Raw genomic sequence first — 17236 nt, 5'->3', positions numbered from 1 at the left:
GTTGCCGCCGGCCCGGCCGCTGGATAGCGTGGCCGTACACGGGAAAGGAGGTGGTCCAGACTTGTATAGCAATCGGACTCGTGAGGTGGCTGTCCGCTAGCCGCTGTCCTCGACAGTAAACTCGTCCGCCGCGAGGCGGGCACAGGCACCATCGTCGAGACCGTGTGGCAGCGGTGCGGCGAATCCACGACAGCCACCCGACCCCCGGGGTGCCGGCCCAGTCCAGCCGGCCCGCGCGCGAGCGCGGAAGCCCCGGGGGTCGACCCTTTTCCGGGCCGGGTGGTCGACGCAGCCGGAGGTCAACCGTGTCGATGCGCGAGCTGGTGGTGCTCGGAACGGCCAGCCAGGCCCCGACCCGGCAGCGCAACCACAACGGGTACGTGCTGCGCTGGGACGACGAGGTGATCCTCTTCGACCCGGGCGAGGGCAGCCAGCGGCAGCTCCTGCACTCCACGGTCACCGCCACCGACCTGACCCGGATCTGCGTCACCCACTTCCACGGCGACCACTGCCTCGGCCTGCCCGGCACCATCCAGCGGCTCTCGCTGGACCGGGTGCCGCACCCGGTGGCGGTGCACTTCCCGGCCGGCGGCGCGGAATACTTCGCCCGGCTGCGGCACGCCAGCTCCTTCCACGAGACCGCCGAGCTGCGCGTCGAGCCGATCGAGGCCGACGGGCAGCGGATCACCCTGGGCGTCGGCACGCTGGAGGCCCGCCGGCTGCGGCACCCGATCGAGACGTACGGCTACCGGCTCGTCGAGCCGGACGGCTGCCGGATGCTGCCGGAGAAGCTGGCCGCGTACGGCATCGCCGGGCCGGCCGTCGGCGAGCTGAACCGGGTCGGCCACCTCGACCTCGACGGGCGCCGCGTCACCCGGGAGGAGGTGAGCGTGCCCCGGCCCGGGCAGCGGTTCGCGTTCGTGATGGACACCGGGCTCTGCGACGGGGTCTACGCCCTCGCCGAGCACGCCGACCTGCTGGTCATCGAGTCGACCTTCCTCGACTCGGAGGCCGCGCTCGCCGCCGAGGTCGGCCACCTCACGGCGGGCCAGGCCGCGCGGGTGGCGGCCGAGTCGGGCGTACGCCGGCTCGTGCTCACCCACTTCTCCCAGCGGTACGCGGACGCGACCCGCTTCGCCGACGAGGCCCGCGCGCACTTCGACGGCGACCTGGTGATCGCCGAGGACCTGACCACCGTGCAGGTCCCGCCCCGGCGGGTAGCCTCGGCCGGGTGACGGTCACCCTCCGCCCCGCCACCGACGCCGACCTGATGCCGGTCGGCGCCCTGCACCAGCGGTCCCGGGTCGCGGCGTACGCGTCGTTCGTCCCGCCCGAGGCGCTGGCCGAGCCGGGGCCGGAGGCGATGGGGCGGTACTGGGCCGAGCGGTGGGGGTGGGAGCGCGACGACCACCGGATGACCGTCGCCGAACGCGACGGCCGGCTGGTCGGCTTCAGCTACCTCGGCCCCGACGACGAGGGCGACCCGGCGACGGGCCTGCTCAACGCCCTCCACCTCGACCCGGCCGAGCGCGGCCGGGGCACCGGGCGGGCCCTCATGGTCGACGCGCTGGACGCCATGCGCTCACGTGGCTGGTCGCGGGCGGTGCTGTGGGTGCTGGCGCCGAACGCGCACGCCCGGCGCTTCTACGAGCGCGGCGGCTGGGTCCGCACCGGCACCGCACGGGACGAGCACCTCGGCCCGGTGGTCGTGCCCCAGCTCCGGTACGACCGACCGCTCTGACCGCCGTCTGCGTGTAAGGAAGGGCCCCTTGTTAACGCATAGCGTTAACAAGGGGCCCTTCCTTACACCGTCAGCGGGCGCCGAGGTGGGCGAGCAGGTCCTGCCGGGTGAGGACACCCTTCGGCTTGCCGTCGACCAGCACCAGGGCGGCGTCGGACTTCTCCAGCAGGCCGACCGCCTCGCTCACCGGCTGCCCGCCGCCGATCATCGGCAGCGGCTCGGCCATGTGCCGCTCGATCGTGTCGTGCAGGTGCGCCTGGCCGGTGAACAGCGCGTCGAGCAGGTCCTTCTCGGCGATCGAGCCGGCCACCTCGCCGGTCACCACCGGGGGCTCGGCCTTGAGCACCGGTAGCTGCGAGACGCCGTACTCGCGCATGTAGTCGATCGCGTCGCGGACCGTCTCGGTCGGGTGCACGTGCACCAGCTCGGGCAGGCCGCCCGGCTTGTTGGCCAGCGCGTCGGCGACCGTCGGCTCCGTGCCGGAGTTGTCCAGGAAGCCGTACCGGGCCATCCAGGTGTCGTTGAAGATCTTCGACAGGTAGCCCTTGCCGCTGTCCGGCAGCAGCACCACGACCACGTCGTCCGGGCCGGCCTTGCGGGCCACCTCCAGGGCGGCCACCACGGCCATGCCGCAGGAGCCGCCGACCAGCAGGCCCTCCTCGCGGGCCAGCCGCCGGGTCATCTCGAACGACGCCTTGTCGGAGACCTCGATGATCTCGTCGGCGAGGCCCCGGTCGTACGTCTCCGGCCAGAAGTCCTCGCCGACGCCCTCGACCAGGTACGGCCGGCCGGTGCCGCCCGAGTAGACCGAGCCCTCCGGGTCGGCGCCGATGACCTTGACCCGGCCCTCCGACGCCTCCTTCAGGTAGCGGCCGATGCCGGAGATGGTGCCGCCGGTGCCGACGCCCGCCACGAAGTGGGTGAGCCCGCCCCCGGTCTGCTCCCACAGCTCCGGGCCGGTGGTCTCGTAGTGCGAGCGCGGGTTGGCCGGGTTGCTGTACTGGTTGGGCTTCCAGGCGCCGGGGATCTCCCGAGCCAGCCGGTCGGAGACGTTGTAGTAGGAGCGCGGGTCCTCCGGCGCCACGGCGGTCGGGCAGACCACCACCTCCGCGCCGTACGCCCGCAGCACGTCCTGCTTGTCCTGGCTGACCTTGTCGGGGCAGACGAAGACGCACTTGTAGCCCTTGAGCTGGGCCACCAGGGCCAGGCCGACGCCCGTGTTGCCGCTGGTCGGCTCGACGATCGTGCCGCCGGGCTGGAGGATGCCCGCCTTCTCCGCGTCCTCCACCATCCGCAGCGCGATCCGGTCCTTCACCGACCCGCCCGGGTTGAGGTACTCCACCTTCGCCAGCACGGTGGCCTGGATGCCGGCCGTGACGTTGCGCAGCCGTACCAGCGGGGTGTTGCCGATCAGCTCGACGACGTTGTCGTAGTACCGCACCTCGTTGTTGCCCTTCTCCTCCGGCGCCGCCGGCGGCGGCCGGGCAGACGTTTTCTCGACGCCTCAGGGTACGTCGGCTCAGGACACCACGTGCCCGGGGATCACGGAGCTGCGGCGGGCCTCCCACTCCAGGAACCGCTCGGTCTCGGCGAGCACGCTGCCGGCCAGCCAGGTCACCATGACCGCGTCGTCGGCCAGCCCGAAGATCGCCAGCGGGATCTCCGGCAGCAGGTCGATCGGCGAGACGATGTACGCCGTCGCGGCGGTCATCAGGGCCAGCCGCAGGCCACCGTCGTACTCCCCCCGGGTGGTCGCCCGGATCATCCGGGGCAGCGCCGCGAGCCGCCCCCCGAGTGACGGCCCGCCCCGCGACCCCGCCGCGAGCGCCCTCGCCAGCGCGCTGAACGCGGCGCTCCGCTTCAATGTCTTCCCCATGTTCGGCCCCTCTCCGCGTGCCAGGGTGACGTGCCGGCGCAACTGTCGCCCGGTCACCGGAACAGGTACCCAGGACGGTCGTCTTCCAGCCATCCGCGAGCCGACACGACGACGGCGGCGTGTCGTTCCGGCGCGATAATGTCGCTGCATGGGGGTCGTTGGTTCCGCTGTCCCGGTTGGTTCGCGCTGGCAACGCGCTCGGCAGATCGCCCGCCTGGCGGCGATCGGCACGGGTGCCACGGCAGCCGCCGCGGTGGCGACCGGCGGCGTGCTCCTCGGGCAGGCCCGGCAGGCCCGCCGCACGATCCCGATGGCCGAGGCGCCGCCGCCCCGCTGCGACGGGGTCTACGGCGCGAAGCTGCCCGGCCCACCGGTCACCATGGTCGTGCTGGGCGACTCGTCGGCCGCCGGCTACGGCGTGCACCGCCGCCGGGAGACGCCGGGCGCCCTGCTCGCCACCGGCCTGTCCCGCCGCCTCCAGCGGCCCGTCCGGCTGCACCGGTTCGCGGTGGTCGGCGCCATCTCGGCCGTGCTGAAGCACCAGGTGGAGGCGGCGCTGGAGTGCCGGCCCGACGTCGCCGTGATCCTGATCGGCGGCAACGACGTGACCAACCGCACGCCGCCCGGCCTGGCGGTGCGCTATCTGGTCGAGGCCGTCCGCACGCTGCGCGCCGCCGGCTGCGAGGTGGTCGTCGGCACCTGCCCCGACCTGGGCGCGATCCGCCCGATCCAGCCGCCGCTGCGCTGGCTGGCCCGGCGCTGGAGCCGGCAGCTCGCCGCCGCCCAGACGGTGGCCGTGGTCGAGGCCGGCGGCTGGACGGTCTCCCTCGGTGACCTGCTCGGCCCCCGGTTCACCGCCGAGCCGACCCGGATGTTCGCCTGGGACCGGTTCCACCCCTCGGCGGAGGGCTACGCCGTGGCCGCCGCCGCGCTGTTGCCGACCGTGCTGTCCGCGCTGGGCGCCGGGCAGGAGCGGCGCACCACCCCGGCCCGGGGCGAGGGCGTACGCTCGCTCCCCGCGGCCGCCCAGGAGGCCGCTCGACACGCGGGCACCGAGGTCAGCGGCACCCAGGTGCGGGGGCGCGACCGCGGCCCCGCCGGTCGGTGGGCGCAGCTGCGCCGACGGGCCTTCTTCGGTGTCGGCGCGGTGCCGCAACCCGGCCCCGCCGCCGACTCACCCACTCTGGAGGGACTGGCATGAGCGAACGCTTCATCCCCTCGGGGCTCGCCGGTCGACTGGGTCGGGCCGCGGCACTCTCCCTGGTCGCCGGCACGGTCGGCGGCGCCGCCGTCCTCGCCGGTCAGGCCTTCGTCGCCCGGCACCGCCACTACGCCCAGCCGGAGCTCGGGCTGGCGCTGCGCGCCACGGTCGGGCGGGCCAGCGCCCCGCCGGTGCGGCTGGTGCTGCTCGGCGACTCGTCCGCCCTCGGCGTCGGGGTCGAACGCCTCGACGACACCATCGGCGGCCAGCTGGCCAACCTGCTCGCCGAGGGCCCGAACGGCCGGCAGGTGCACCTGTCCAGCGTCGGCGTCTCCGGCTCCCGCTCGACCGACCTCGCCACCCAGGTGGCCCGGGCGCTGCTCGGCGAGCGCCCCGACGTGGCGGTGATCCTGATCGGTGCCAACGACGCCACCACCCTGCGTCGGCCGGCGGAGGCCGCCGCCTACCTCGCGGCGGCCGTGCACCGGCTCCGCGAGGCCCGGGTGGAGGTGGTCGTCGGCACCTGCCCCGACCTCGGCGCCGTACGCGCGATCGCGCCGCCGCTGCGGCACCTGGTCGGCTGGTCCGGGCGGCGGGTCGCCCGCGCGCAGACGGCGGCGGTGCTCGACGCCGGGGGCACGGTGGTCGACCTGGCCACCGAGACGGGTCCGGTGTTCCGTGCCGACGCGGGCACCCTGTGCCACGACGGCTACCACCCCTCCGCCGACGGCTACCGGGTCTGGGCGCACGCCCTGCTGCCCGCCGTCGCGGCGGCCGCCGCGGTCGCGTCCCGCCGCTGACCCGCCGGCCGCCGCGGTCGCGTCCCGCCGCTGGCCCGCCGGGCGTCGCGCCCCCGCCGGACGTGACATTTCCCGGTCGGCCGCCAGCTTCCGCGCGAAGTTACCGACGGGTTAACGTTGGCTCCATGCCGACTGAGTCGTCCCGCGACGCCGTCATCGTCGCCACCGCCCGCTCCCCCATCGGCCGGGCGCACAAGGGGTCCCTGCGCGACGTCCGCCCGGACGACCTCGCCGCGACCATCGTGCGGGCCGCCCTGGACAAGGTCCCCCAGCTCGACCCGACCGAGATCGACGACCTCTACCTGGGCTGCGGCCTGCCCGGCGGCGAGCAGGGCTTCAACATGGCCCGGGTCGTCGCCACCCTGATGGGCCTGGACACCCTGCCCGGCGCGACCCTCACCCGCTACTGCGCGTCCTCGCTGCAGACCACCCGGATGGCGATGCACGCGATCCGGGCCGGCGAGGGCGACGTCTTCATCTCCGCCGGCGTGGAGACCGTCTCCCGGTACGCCCGCGGCAACTCCGACGGCCTCCCGCCCGAGGCGCAGGCGCTGGTCGGCGGCGGCTGGGAGAACCCGCGCTTCGCGGCGGCGGCCGAGCGCTCGAAGGCCCGCGCCCAGGGCGGCGCGCCGGTCTGGACCGACCCGCGCGAGGCGGGCGAGCTGCCGGACATCTACCTGACCATGGGGCAGACCGCCGAGAACCTGGCCCAGGTCCACAACGTGACCCGCGCCGACATGGACGAGTTCGGCGTACGCAGCCAGAACCTCGCCGAGAAGGCCATCGCCGACGGCTTCTGGGCCCGGGAGATCACCCCGGTCACCACGCCGGACGGCACGGTGGTCGGCACCGACGACGGCCCCCGGCCCGGGGTCACCCTGGAGGCGGTCTCCGGCCTGAAGCCGGTGTTCCGCCCGGACGGCCGGATCACCGCCGGCAACTGCTGCCCGCTCAACGACGGCGCGGCCGCCGTGGTGGTCATGAGCGCCCAGAAGGCGAAGGACCTCGGGATCACCCCGCTGGCCCGGATCGTCTCCACCGGCGTGACCGCCCTGTCGCCGGAGATCATGGGCCTCGGCCCGGTCGAGGCCACCCGGCAGGCACTCGAGCGGGCCGGCATGACCATCGACGACGTCGACCTGGTGGAGATCAACGAGGCGTTCGCCGCCCAGGTGATCCCCTCGTACCGCCAGCTCGACATCCCGCTGGAGAAGCTGAACGTGATGGGCGGCGCCATCGCCGTCGGTCACCCGTTCGGCATGACCGGCGCGCGGATCACCGGCACCCTGCTCAACGCCCTGGACTGGCACGACAGGACCATCGGCCTGGAGACCATGTGCGTCGGCGGCGGCCAGGGCATGGCCATGGTGATCGAGCGCCTGAGCTGACCCCGGAGCCCGGCCCGTCCCGGCGGGGCCGGGACCGGGAGGAGAGCGCCTAGAGCGCTTCGCGGGTCGCCGTCACCTCGGCGGCGGCCCGCGCCAGCGCCTCGGGCGGCGGGGCCGCGGCGACCAGGTCGGCGGCCACCACCCGGAGCTGGTCGGGCAGCGCGAGGTCGTTGTCGAGCCGGGGCACCACCCGCCGGGGCTCGCCCGCGGCGTCGGCGGCCAGGTTGGCGACCTCCTGCACCAGCCGGTGCACCAGGTCGGCACGCGACACGTTGCCGCCGGCGGCCGTGGCCGACCAGCGCGGCTGCTGCCAGTGCCCGACCTGACGGACCAGCAGGTCCACCGCCCGGCTCAGCTCCCCTGCGCTCACCGCCCGAGTCTACGGACCCACCCCGCCGGGCGCGGGCGGGCGGGCGGGTGGAGGCCGGGTCAGCGGCGCAGGTAGCCGAGCAGGCGCAGGAACTGCCAGTAGAGGAAGACCAGGCCGGTCAGCAGGCCGAACGCGCAGAGCCAGGCGTAGCGGCGGGGCAGGCCGTCGCGTACCGAGCGCTCGACCAGGTCGAAGTCGAGGACGAAGCTGAACGCGCCGGCGACGATCGCCACCACCGAGAAGGCGTACGGCAACCAGCCGACCTCGCCGGTCAGTCCGTAGACCGCCAGCCCCTGCCGGCCGGAGACCAGGTACGCCAGCAGGTTGACCACGCTGAGCACGACGATCCCGAACAGCGTGCCGACGACCAGCCGGGCCAGCCGAGGCGTGGCCCGGACGAGGCGGGCCCGGTAGAGCAGCGCCATGCCGAGGAAGACCCCGAAGGTGCCCGTGACCGCCTGGACGACGACGCCCGGGTGGACCAACTCGAAGGCCCGGCTGGCCACCCCGAGCAGCAGCCCCTGGAGCAGGGCGTAGCCGACCATCGGCACCGGGTTGGTGATGCCGCGCCAGGAGATGACCACGACCAGCGCGATCCCGGCCAGCGCGGTGCCGGCCAGCGCGGCGGGGAGCCACGCCGCCGGCGGCACGAGCACCCAGGCCGCGGCGCCGGTGGCCCCGGTGAGCAGCAGCAGCCCGACCGTACGGGCCACCACGTCGTCGACGGTCATCGCCTCCGGGTCGCCGGTGCCCAGCACCCGGCTCTGCACCCGGACGGTCTCGTCGAACCGGGTGAGCACCGGGTTGCTGCTGCGCACGTCGCCTCCCTGCTCGGCGTACCCCCACGCAGTCACTCTGCCCCCGGCGGCCGGGCGGCGGCGCGAAACGCCGGGACCGGCGCGGATGCGGAAACGACGGCGCCCGCCCCCGCGGCAGCGGGGACGGGCTCCGGTCGGTCGCGGACGACGGTCAGTCGTCGCCCTGGAAGTAGCTCAGCAGGCGCAGGATCTCGATGTAGAGCCAGACCAGGCTCACCAGGATGCCGAAGGCGGCGACCCAGGAGTAGCGCTGCGGCAGGCCCATCCGGACGCCGTCCTCGATCTCCTTGAAGCTGAGCACGAAGCTCAGCGAGGCGACCACGATGCAGACCAGGCTGAAGCCGATCGCCAGCGGGCTGCCGTCACGCAGGCCGGTGTTGATGTCGAAGAGCGCGAGCACGAGGTTGATCATCATGACGGCGAAGAGGCCCGCCATCACGGCGATCATGCCCTTGACGAACTTCGGGGTCGCCCGGATGACCTTCGCCTTGTAGAGCATCGCCATCACGAAGAAGACGCCGAAGGTGGCGGTCACCGCCTGGAGCACGATGCCGTCGTAGAGCGAGTCGAAGAACTTGCTCACCATGCCGACGAAGACGCCCTCGACGACGGCGTACGCGACCACCAGCGCCGGGTTCGCCATCCGGGAGAACGAGATGATCAGGCCGAGCACCAGGCCGACCACCGCCGCGCCGATCCAGGCGGCACCGAGCAGGGCGTCCGGCACCAGCACCCAGGCGGCCGCGGCGGAGACGCCGAGGATGCCGAGGAGGGTGACGGTCTTGACCACCACGTCGTCGACCGACATGGTGTTGACGGCCGGCGGAGCCGCCGGGTAGCCGGCCTCCGTCGGGTACTGCTGGGGGTAGCCGGGCTGTCCATAGGGCCCGGTCGGGGCGTACCCGGCGGAACGCTCCCGCTCGGCCGCCTGGCCGAGCCGGGCGAGCACCGGGTTCGAAGTCTTCACTGTCAGGCCTCCCTCAGGGGGTCGTTGCACGTGAACGTGCCCCTCAAGAGTAAACGCCCAGGGCAGCCGCGTGGTGATCGCCAAGCTGAGCGGATGCTGAGAGTGGTGGGGTGCCCGGGGCGGGGGTCGAACCCGCACGCCTTGCGGCAGCCGCTTTTAAGGCGGCCGTGTCTGCCGTTCCACCACCCGGGCGGGTGACACCGGGCGCGTCGACACGCCTAGTGCAGTGTCACGGTAGCCGGTCGGCGGCGACCCGGCGTACCCCGACGCCCGGGTCGCACTAGGGTCGAGGCCGTGAGCAGCGCAGCCCCCACGGCCCCCGACGCCGCCCCTGACCAGGCCGTCCTCGCCGCCGACCGGCTGCCGCGCCGGCTCTCGCCGGCCCGCCTGCTGACCACGGTCTTCCGGCACCGGGCGGGCGTCACGGTCGGGCTCCTCTTCGTCGCGCTGGCCGGCTGGCTCACCCACGGGCTCTGGCCCGACCCGACGACCCGGGTCCTCGCGCTGAACCCGGCGGACCAGGCCCTCTACGAGTGGTTCCTCGCCGTCGACGCGCGGGCGCTGCTCGGCGACTTCGACCTGCTCACCGACCGGCTCAACGCGCCGGACGGGGTGAACCTGATGACCAACACCACGGTCATCGCGCTGGGGATCCTCCTCGCCCCGGTCACCCTGCTGCTCGGGGCACCGGTCACCTTCGCGCTGCTGGCGCTGGCGAACCTGGCCGGCACCGCCGTCGCCTGGTATCTGCTCTTCACCCGGACGCTGGGCGCCCACCGGGTCGCCGCCGCGCTGGGCGCCGCCCTCTGCGGCTTCGGCCCGGGCATGGTCTCGCAGACCAACAGCCACCTGCACATGACCGCCCAGTGGCTGGTCCCGGTGATCGTCTGGCTGGTGGTCCGGCTGCTGCGCGCCGCCGACCCCGCCGGCCGGGTCACCACCGACGGGCCGGACCGCCGGCGGGTCGTCAGCTCGGCCGTCGGCCTGGCGGCGGCGGTCACGGCGCAGGTCTTCATCGGCGAGGAGGTGCTCTTCCTCTGCGCGCTGACGCTGCTGGTGATGGCGGTCACGTACGCCGTGACGGACCGTGGCCTGGCCCGCCGCGCCCTGCCCGGCTTCGCCGGCGGGATGATGCTCGCCGCCGGGCTGGCCCTGCTCGTGCTGGCCTGGCCGCTGTGGTTCCAGTTCGCCGGGCCGCAGGGCGTCGCGGACGGCATGTTCAGCCCGCACTACTTCTCGGCTGACCTGCGCAGCTGGTGGACGGTGTCGCCGCTGTCGGTGGTCGGCAGCGACGGAGCCGCCCGGCTGACCACCGGCCCGGCCGAGTACAACACCTTCCTCGGGTGGCCCCTGCTGCTGGTCACCACCGCCTGCGCGGTCTGGCTGGGTCGTCGCCCGCTGGCCGTCGCGTGCGTGGTCGGGGCGCTGGCGATGGGGGCGCTGTCGCTCGGCCCCCGGGTGGTGCTCGACGGTGAGCGCACCGCCGTGCCGGGGCCGTACACACTGCTCTCCGGGCTGCCCGTGGTGGACGGCGCGCTGCCGATGCGGTTCGCCCTCGCGACGCTCCCGCTGATCGCCACGCTGCTGGTGCTCGCGGCCGACCGGGCGCTGCGCGGCGCGGGCCGGGCCCGGCGGCTGGTCCCGGCGGCGGTCGGCGTGGCGCTGCTGCCGCTGCTGCCCGCCCCGCTGCCCACCGCCGAGCGCCCGCCGGTGCCGGAGTTCGTCACGGCCGGCCACTGGCGGCAGTGCGTCGAGCCGGGCGGGGTGCTGGTGCCGGTGCCGCTCGCCACGCCGCAGGAGCCGTGGCCGATGCGCTGGGCCACCGCCGCCGACGCCGCGTTCGGCATGCCGGAGGGCTTCTTCATCGGCCCGTACGGCCGGGGCGGCACGGCGGCGATGGGCACCTACAAGCTGCCCACGTCGGCCCTGCTGACGGAGGTCGCCAGACGCGGCGGGCAGCCGGTGATCGGGGACCAGCAGCGGCGGCAGGCCGCGAAGGACGCCGACTTCTGGGGTGCCTCCTGCGTCGCGCTGGCCGTCGACACCCCGCACGCCGACAGCCTGCGCGGCACGCTGGAGCAGCTCTACGGGCCGTCGACCCGGATCGCCGACGCCTGGATCTGGCGGGTCTGACCGGCGCCCGCCCGCCCGCCGCGGCGGCGTGAACCCGCCACGCAGACAGCAGGCCCCTCCGCGCGAGCGGAGGGGCCTGCTGTCCTGCTCGGTCAGGCCCGGCCGGCGCCGGCGGGCTGGGACGCCTCGGCGAACTCCTCGCGCGGGTCGTGCAGCTGGCCCAGGGCGACCACCTCGCGCTTGAGGAAGAACGCCAGGGACCAGTCGACCACCACCCGGACCTTCCGGTTGAACGACGGGATCCGGCTCATGTGGTACGTCCGGTGCATGAACCAGGCCGGCCAGCCGGTCATCTTGATCCCGTACACCTGGGCGACGCCCTTGTGCAGGCCGAGGCTGGCCACGCTGCCGGCGTGCTTGTGCTTGTACTCCACCGGCTCCCGGCCGCGCACCACGTTGGCGATGTTGTCGGCCATCCGGGCGGCCTGGCGGACCGCGTGCTGGGCGCTCGGCGAGCAGTAGTTGCCCGGCTCCTTGGTCAGGTCCGGCACCGCCGCGCAGTCACCGGCGCTCCAGGCGCCCTCGACCGCCCGGTCGCCGTCGACGATCTGGAGGGTCGGCAGGCAGGTGACCCGGCGCCGCTCGTCGCGGGGGAAGTCCGTCGCGTCCAGCATCGGCGACGGCTTGACGCCGGCCGTCCAGACGATGGTGTCGGAGCGGAAGCTGTCGCCGTCGGAGAGCTTCACCACCCCGTCGACGCAGGACTCCAGGCGGGTGTCCAGCCGGATGTCCATGTTCCGCTTGAGCAGCTGCTGGACCGTGTAGGCGCCCATGTCCCGGTCGACCTCCGGCAGCACCCGCTGGGTCGCCTCGACCAGCACCCAGCGCATGTCCTCCGGCTTGAGCTCCGGGTAGTACCTCAGCGCGTCCCGGGCCATGTCCTCCATCTCGGCGAGCGCCTCGATGCCGGCATAGCCGCCGCCGACGAAGGTGAAGGTCAGCGCGGACCGGCGGACCTCCGGGTCCGGCGTGACGGCGGCCACGTCGAGCCGGTCCAGCACGTGGTTGCGCAGGTAGATGGCCTCACCGATGGTCTTGAAGCCGATGCCGTGCTCGTGCAGGCCGGGGATCGGCAGCGTCCGCGAGACCGAGCCGGGGGCGACGACGACGTGGTCGTACGGAATCTCCCGGGTCGGGCCGCTGATCGGCTGCACGACGGCGGTCTTGCGGTCGTGGTCGATCCGCGTCACGGCGCCCGCCACCACCTTGCACCGCCGCAACTCGCGTCGCAGCGGCACCACGGAGTGCCGGGGCGAGATGTTGCCGGCCGCGGCCTCGGGCAGGAAGGGCTGGTAGGTCATGTGGGGCTGAGGGTCCACCACGATGACCTCAGCCTCACGGGAGCTGAGCTTCTTCGACAGGCGCAGGGCCGCGTAGAGACCGACGTGCCCGGCACCCACCACAAGGATCCGCTTCGGATTCACGTCATCTATCTTTCCCGGCGCGGCCCGGCTAATCCCGATCGCGCCCCTCTTCTGTGACGGAGCACAACCCCTGTGACCTGCGCAACTGCTGTTACCGGCAGGTTAACGGCGGCGCAGCAGCCACCCCAGCAACGCTGTCAACGCTATCGCCGTCAGTAGTCCGGCCGCGGTCGCGAGTTGGGATCCGGCGCCGTCGCCGAGGCCGCCGATCTCCACGAGGAGCACGCCGAGCACGAAGGTGCCCAGCAGCACCGCGCCGGCCCGCGCGAGCCAACGCACGATCACGTCCGGGTCGACCACCGCGTCGTACGGCAGGACGGCGGCCAGCGCGCAGAGGGTGTGCGTGAGGTAGAGCACGGCCGCCACGGCGAGCAGCCGCCAGAGCGCGATGGGCCGGCCGTACCCGTCGGTGGCGACCAGCCAGCCGCCGACCGTGACCAGCGCGGCGAAGGTCGGCCAGACCCGGCGCGGCCCGAGCGCCGGCAGCAGCGCCACCACGACCAGGGCGAGCAGCGGCCGGCCGAGGAGCACCTGCGACGGGTACGCCACCACCAGCCCGACCAGCGTGGTGAGGAAGATGCCGGCGCGGACCAGCAGCGGCGTCAGGCTGACCCGGGCGGCGGCGTACCGCACCGCCCGGACGCGCTCGACCGGATTCATCGGGCCCCCACCCTCGGGGCGGTGGCCAGCCGCGCCACGTCCCGCAGCACCTGGTCGAGGCTGCCCGCGCCGGCCCAGCGCACCACCGGCACGCCGTGCTCCCGCAACTGCCCGATCATGGTGTCCCGGTCCAGCCGCCACAGCCGGTACGCCACCTCGGCCCAGCCCCGGTCCTTGGGCGGGGCGAGGTCGGCCGGCAGGGTGTCCACCGCGACGACGAACCGCCCCGAGCGGGCCAGCCGGGCCAGCATCTGCGCCGACCGCTCGTCCAGCAGCGGGGTGAGGACCACCACCAGCGCGTCCGCGGAGAGCAACTGCGGCCCGAAGACCTGGTCGTACGGCTCGTGCGGGGAGGACTCGGCGCGCACGTCGAGCAGCCACTCCAGGACGGTCAGGTACTGCCGGCGGCCGGTGGCCGGGCGCAGCCGGCGGGCGGCCGGGCCGTACTCCAGCATCGACACCCGGTCGCCGCGGTGCAGGTAGTGCTCGGCGATCGCGGCGGCGGCCCGGACCGTGGTGTCCAGCACGGAGGCGGCGCCGGACACGCCGCCGGAGCGGCCCGCCTCGGCGAGCACGTCGAGCAGCACCACCACCTCGGCGTCCCGGTCGGAGAGGGTGGCCGCGACGTGCAGTTGCCGGGCGCGAAGCGACACGCGCCAGTCGATCCGGCGCAGCCGGTCGCCCGGGGCGAAGACCCGCACGCCGGCCAGTTCCCCGCCCTCGCCGGGCCGGCGCGAGTGGTGCGCCCCGACCAGGCCGGCGGCCCGGGGCATCGCCTCGACCGCGTCGAACGGCTCGGTCCTCGGGTAGACCCGGACCCGGGCCGGCTCGGTGACCACCGCGCGGGAGACCAGCAGGCCCTGCGCGGCGGCGACCCGGGCGCCGGCCGGGCCGACCGGGTGCCGGCCCCAGCGCAGCGCCGTGCCGGCCAGCTCCAGGTCGACGGCCGCGTCGGTCGGGACGGCGGTCACGAAGGGCCGGTCGGCGACGGACGGGACGACGGCCGAGGGGGCGCCGGGCGCGGCCACCGCCCCGGCGATCGTGGCCCGCTCCACCCGCAGCCACGGCGAGACCCGGCTGCGGACCACCGCCACGTCGTAGTCGAGCACGTCCGGGTTGCCGACACTGACCGTGCCGGTCAGCTCGCCGCCCTCGACCAGGTGCCCCTCGTCGGCGGAGATCCAGACCTGCGGCAGGGCGGCCGGCCGGCGGCGCAGCGCGTACGCGGTGCCGATCGCGAACGGGGCGGCCAGCACGATCAGGTCGACCCGGCCGAGCAGCACCCCCGCGATCAGCAGCAGGCCGGTGAGCAGCACCGCCCGGCCGAGCGCCCAGGTGGGCACCCAGCCGGTCGCGGGCTGCGGCCCCTGCTCCGGCGACTCGGTGCGGGGCGGCACGGCGGGCGCGACCATCAGTGCCCGGGCCGGCCGGCGGCGTAGCTGGGCAGCGCCCCACTGGCCGGCGCCGGGGTCGCCTCCAGCACCTCACCGACCACGAAGGACGGGTCGACGCGGCGCAGCCACATCTCCGGACGCAGCGTGATCCGGTGCGCCAGCGCGGGCGCCGCGACCTCCTTGACGTCCTCCGGCACCACGTAGTCGCGGCCGGCCATCACGGCCCGCACCCGGGCCAGCAGCAGCAGCGCCAGCGAGCCGCGCGGCGAGGCGCCCACCAGCACCGACGGGTGCTCCCGGGTGGCGGCGGTCAGCGCGACGATGTAGCGACCGACGGAGTCCTCGACCACCACGTCCTCCAGCGCGGCCTGCATGGCGCGCAGGGTGGCGGCGTCGACCACGGGCTTGATGTCCGCCTCCTCGCGGCGGCGGGCCATCCGCCGGCGCAGCACCTCCCACTCCTCCTCGTGCTCGGGGTAGCCGAAGGAGACCCGGAGGAGGAACCGGTCGAGCTGCGCCTCGGGCAGCGGGTAGGTGCCCTCGTACTCGATGGGGTTGGCGGTGGCCAGCACGTGGAACGGCTCGTCCAGCCGGTAGGTGACGCCCTCGACCGAGACCTGCTTCTCCTGCATCGCCTCCAGCAGGGCCGACTGGGTCTTCGGCGGGGTCCGGTTGATCTCGTCGGCGAGGAGCAGGTTGGTGAAGACCGGGCCGGCCCGGAACGCGAAGTCGCCGCTGCGCTGGTCGTAGAGGAACGAGCCGGTGACGTCGGCCGGCAGCAGGTCGGGGGTGAACTGGAGCCGGCGGAAGTCCAGCCCGAGCGCCTGCGCGAAGGAGCGCGCCGTCAGCGTCTTGCCCAGGCCCGGCAGGTCCTCCAGCAGCACGTGCCCGCCGGCCAGGATGCCGGCGAGGACCAGCTCCAGCGCGTCCCGCTTGCCGACCACGACCTGACCGACCGCATCCAGCACCGACCGGGCGAGGTGGCCGACCTCCGCGGCGGGCATGCTGCGGTCCACGTCGTTCATATCTTCTCCAGTTCGGCGACGATCGCCGCGAGGTCGCGCGGCGACGGGGGGCGGCGGGAGGGCGTGCTGAGGAAGGTCCAGAGCCGGTCGCCCAGCAGGGCGCGGGCGCGGGCCGGGTCCGACTCGCGGGTCAGGCCGTGACGCTGGCGCAGCCGCTCGTCGGCCAGTTCGCCGAGCCGCGGCAGGACCCGCTCGGCGAACCGTTCCCGGCTGCTCCCGCACCAGTCCAGCGGACGCTCCCAGCCGTTGATCGCGGTGCGCAGCGCGTCCCGGGCGCCCCAGTTCCACGTGCCGTCGTCGTCGCCGGCCGGGACCTGGGCACCGGCCCGGGACGGGGGCGGGGGCGCGAGGGCGGCGACGACCCGGCGCACCACGAACAGCGCGACCACCCCGGCGACCAGGACCAGCAGGGAGACCCGGAGCCCCACCACGCGCAGGCCGGCGACCAGCACCACCACGACCGCCGCGATGCCGGCCAGGGCGCGGAACACCCGGCCGACCCGCCCGCCCCGGGACCGGCCGGCAGGCCCCGGCCGCTCCTCCTCGAAGCTCAGCAGGTCGTCGATGCTGGTGCTGCTCACCGCGCCACCTCATCACGCCGGGCGCGCGCCCGCCACGCCCCGGTCACGTCGGCACCCCGGGGTCGCCGGCGACCACGGCGGTCAGCTCGGCGCGGAGCCGGCGCAGCGCCGCACGGGCCTGGTCGCGGGTGCGCTCGTCGACGGGCCGGGTGGCGTACCGCGCCTCGCGGTAGACGTGCGCGAACTCGGCCAGCACGTCGGCGCTGACGATCGCCGGCACCCCCGCCGACGGGTCGCCCCGCAGCAGGCGGGTGACCAGGTCGGTGGGGGTGTCCCCGGCCAGCCGGGGCACACCGGCGCCGGCCGCGGCCTCTTCGAGGCGTACCCAGCAGGCGATGACCGCGGCGCGCGGGTCGGCGTCCGCGTCGTCCAGCTCCACCAGGCCGGCGTCGAGGGCGGCGGCCACCTCGCGGGCGGTGCCCTCGGCCGTACGCCGGTTCCGCTGCCGCGGCAGCGCCCGGGTGGTGCGGCGCATCGCGCCCCGGACCAGCGTCCAGGCGAGGTAGCCGAACGCGGCGAGCAGGGCCGACCCCAGCAGCACGAGGGCGACCGTGCCGAGCCACGGCGGGATGCTCGCCTGGGTGTCCTCGCCGGCACCCCGGGGATCGACGGGGATCGACGCGGCCGGCTCGGCGGTCGGGTATTCCGGCACGTAGGGGAGGTTGTCGGCGGCGGGCGGGATCCGGCTGGCGCCGATCGACGAGTGGGCGGACGCCAACGCGGCGACGGCGAGCAGGACGCCGACCGCGGCGACCGGCCACCACCTGCGCAGCACGCTCAGATCCATCCGGGGTTACCTCCGGGCCGCCGGGGGGTGCGTCGCGGGCCGACGCGTTCCGTCCGTCATCGCCACCGCCC

The 17236-nt window shown here is 74.8% G+C and carries 16 protein-coding genes, 1 tRNA gene and 1 pseudogene; 6 read left to right on the top strand and 12 right to left on the bottom strand.

The window, feature by feature from the left end:
• Positions 1–305: 305 nt before the first annotated feature.
• Entirely contained in the window at positions 306–1235 is a 930-nt protein-coding gene (locus ACGF5G_RS03570) for a ribonuclease Z (RefSeq protein ID WP_393258667.1), read from the top strand.
• The gene (locus ACGF5G_RS03565; protein WP_393258666.1) at positions 1232–1741 is read left to right on the top strand and encodes a GNAT family N-acetyltransferase; all 510 of its coding nucleotides are present in this window, start codon (positions 1232–1234) and stop codon (positions 1739–1741) included. The genes ACGF5G_RS03570 and ACGF5G_RS03565 overlap by 4 nt, the downstream gene beginning before the upstream one ends.
• 70 nt (positions 1742–1811) lie before the next feature.
• Here the strand turns inward: ACGF5G_RS03565 and ACGF5G_RS03560 are convergent, their stop codons facing one another.
• Together ACGF5G_RS03560 and ACGF5G_RS03555 are read right to left on the bottom strand one after the other, a co-directional pair.
• Entirely contained in the window at positions 1812–3182 is a 1371-nt protein-coding gene (locus ACGF5G_RS03560; RefSeq protein ID WP_350703322.1) for a cystathionine beta-synthase, read from the bottom strand.
• 78 nt (positions 3183–3260) lie between these two features.
• Positions 3261–3617 carry a YkvA family protein gene (locus ACGF5G_RS03555; RefSeq protein WP_393258665.1) on the bottom strand — a complete coding sequence of 119 codons (357 nt, stop codon included), beginning with the start codon at positions 3615–3617 and terminating at the stop codon, positions 3261–3263.
• 148 nt (positions 3618–3765) lie between these two features.
• On the opposite strand from ACGF5G_RS03555, the pseudogene ACGF5G_RS03550 reads away from it, so the two are divergent.
• From ACGF5G_RS03550 to ACGF5G_RS03540, 3 genes and pseudogenes are all read left to right on the top strand, one after another.
• A pseudogene (locus ACGF5G_RS03550) lies at positions 3766–4826 on the top strand (SGNH/GDSL hydrolase family protein); the annotation flags it as partial.
• Positions 4815–5618: an SGNH/GDSL hydrolase family protein gene (locus ACGF5G_RS03545; RefSeq protein ID WP_393259213.1), complete on the top strand. Its 804-nt coding sequence runs from the start codon at positions 4815–4817 to the stop codon at positions 5616–5618. The pseudogene ACGF5G_RS03550 and the gene ACGF5G_RS03545, both read left to right, overlap by 12 nt.
• A gap of 125 nt (positions 5619–5743) precedes the next feature.
• On the top strand, positions 5744–7006 hold the full coding sequence (locus ACGF5G_RS03540; protein ID WP_393258664.1) for an acetyl-CoA C-acetyltransferase: 1263 nt from the start codon (positions 5744–5746) through the stop codon (positions 7004–7006).
• Between the two features lie 49 nt (positions 7007–7055).
• Here the strand turns inward: ACGF5G_RS03540 and ACGF5G_RS03535 are convergent, their stop codons facing one another.
• The 4 genes from ACGF5G_RS03535 to ACGF5G_RS03520 form a co-directional block, all read right to left on the bottom strand.
• Positions 7056–7376: a hypothetical protein gene (locus ACGF5G_RS03535; protein ID WP_393258662.1), complete on the bottom strand. Its 321-nt coding sequence runs from the start codon at positions 7374–7376 to the stop codon at positions 7056–7058.
• Between the two features lie 59 nt (positions 7377–7435).
• Positions 7436–8194: a Bax inhibitor-1/YccA family protein gene (locus ACGF5G_RS03530; protein ID WP_393258661.1), complete on the bottom strand. Its 759-nt coding sequence runs from the start codon at positions 8192–8194 to the stop codon at positions 7436–7438.
• Between the two features lie 151 nt (positions 8195–8345).
• Positions 8346–9161: a Bax inhibitor-1/YccA family protein gene (locus ACGF5G_RS03525; RefSeq protein WP_393258660.1), complete on the bottom strand. Its 816-nt coding sequence runs from the start codon at positions 9159–9161 to the stop codon at positions 8346–8348.
• Between the two features lie 111 nt (positions 9162–9272).
• Positions 9273–9353, bottom strand: a tRNA-Leu gene (locus tag ACGF5G_RS03520).
• 102 nt (positions 9354–9455) lie between these two features.
• Here ACGF5G_RS03520 and ACGF5G_RS03515 point away from each other — a divergent pair.
• Positions 9456–11294: a hypothetical protein gene (locus ACGF5G_RS03515; RefSeq protein WP_393258658.1), complete on the top strand. Its 1839-nt coding sequence runs from the start codon at positions 9456–9458 to the stop codon at positions 11292–11294.
• A 92-nt stretch (positions 11295–11386) separates the two neighbouring features.
• On the opposite strand, the gene ACGF5G_RS03510 is transcribed toward ACGF5G_RS03515, so the two are convergent.
• The 6 genes from ACGF5G_RS03510 to ACGF5G_RS03485 all read right to left on the bottom strand — a co-directional run bounded on the left by ACGF5G_RS03510 (position 11387) and on the right by ACGF5G_RS03485 (position 17165).
• Entirely contained in the window at positions 11387–12718 is a 1332-nt protein-coding gene (locus ACGF5G_RS03510) for an NAD(P)/FAD-dependent oxidoreductase (RefSeq protein ID WP_393258657.1), read from the bottom strand.
• A 102-nt stretch (positions 12719–12820) separates the two neighbouring features.
• Positions 12821–13378: a hypothetical protein gene (locus tag ACGF5G_RS03505; protein ID WP_357692290.1), complete on the bottom strand. Its 558-nt coding sequence runs from the start codon at positions 13376–13378 to the stop codon at positions 12821–12823.
• On the bottom strand, positions 13375–14790 hold the full coding sequence (locus tag ACGF5G_RS03500) for a DUF58 domain-containing protein (RefSeq protein ID WP_393258655.1): 1416 nt from the start codon (positions 14788–14790) through the stop codon (positions 13375–13377). Before ACGF5G_RS03500 ends, ACGF5G_RS03505 begins: the two co-directional genes overlap by 4 nt.
• Positions 14790–15797, bottom strand: a complete 1008-nt coding sequence (locus ACGF5G_RS03495) for an AAA family ATPase (protein WP_393258654.1) — start codon at positions 15795–15797, stop codon at positions 14790–14792. Before ACGF5G_RS03495 ends, ACGF5G_RS03500 begins: the two co-directional genes overlap by 1 nt.
• A complete protein-coding gene (locus ACGF5G_RS03490; protein ID WP_393258652.1) occupies positions 15794–16378 on the bottom strand; it encodes a hypothetical protein in 585 nt (194 codons plus the stop codon). The genes ACGF5G_RS03495 and ACGF5G_RS03490 overlap by 4 nt, the downstream gene beginning before the upstream one ends.
• Before the next feature lie 43 nt (positions 16379–16421).
• Complete coding sequence (locus ACGF5G_RS03485) at positions 16422–17165, bottom strand: DUF4129 domain-containing protein (protein WP_393258651.1); 744 nt, start codon at positions 17163–17165, stop codon at positions 16422–16424.
• Positions 17166–17236: the final 71 nt, after the last annotated feature.

It is taken from the genome of Micromonospora sp. NPDC047730, assembly GCF_043204765.1.
Taxonomy (GTDB): domain Bacteria; phylum Actinomycetota; class Actinomycetes; order Mycobacteriales; family Micromonosporaceae; genus Micromonospora.
Note: the sequence above shows the minus strand (reverse complement) of the source record. Positions and strands in the feature narration are given on the sequence as shown.

Excerpts from the sequence above, each read along its gene's own strand:
- ACGF5G_RS03500 (WP_393258655.1), bottom strand. The coding sequence starts at position 14,790 with ATGGTCGCGCCCGCCGTGCCGCCCCGCACCGAGTCGCCGGAGCAGGGG.
- ACGF5G_RS03495 (WP_393258654.1), bottom strand. The coding sequence starts at position 15,797 with ATGAACGACGTGGACCGCAGCATGCCCGCCGCGGAGGTCGGCCACCTC.
- ACGF5G_RS03555 (WP_393258665.1), bottom strand. The coding sequence starts at position 3,617 with ATGGGGAAGACATTGAAGCGGAGCGCCGCGTTCAGCGCGCTGGCGAGG.
- ACGF5G_RS03505 (WP_357692290.1), bottom strand. The coding sequence starts at position 13,378 with ATGAATCCGGTCGAGCGCGTCCGGGCGGTGCGGTACGCCGCCGCCCGG.
- ACGF5G_RS03540 (WP_393258664.1), top strand. The coding sequence starts at position 5,744 with ATGCCGACTGAGTCGTCCCGCGACGCCGTCATCGTCGCCACCGCCCGC.
- ACGF5G_RS03545 (WP_393259213.1), top strand. The coding sequence starts at position 4,815 with ATGAGCGAACGCTTCATCCCCTCGGGGCTCGCCGGTCGACTGGGTCGG.
- ACGF5G_RS03485 (WP_393258651.1), bottom strand. The coding sequence starts at position 17,165 with ATGGATCTGAGCGTGCTGCGCAGGTGGTGGCCGGTCGCCGCGGTCGGC.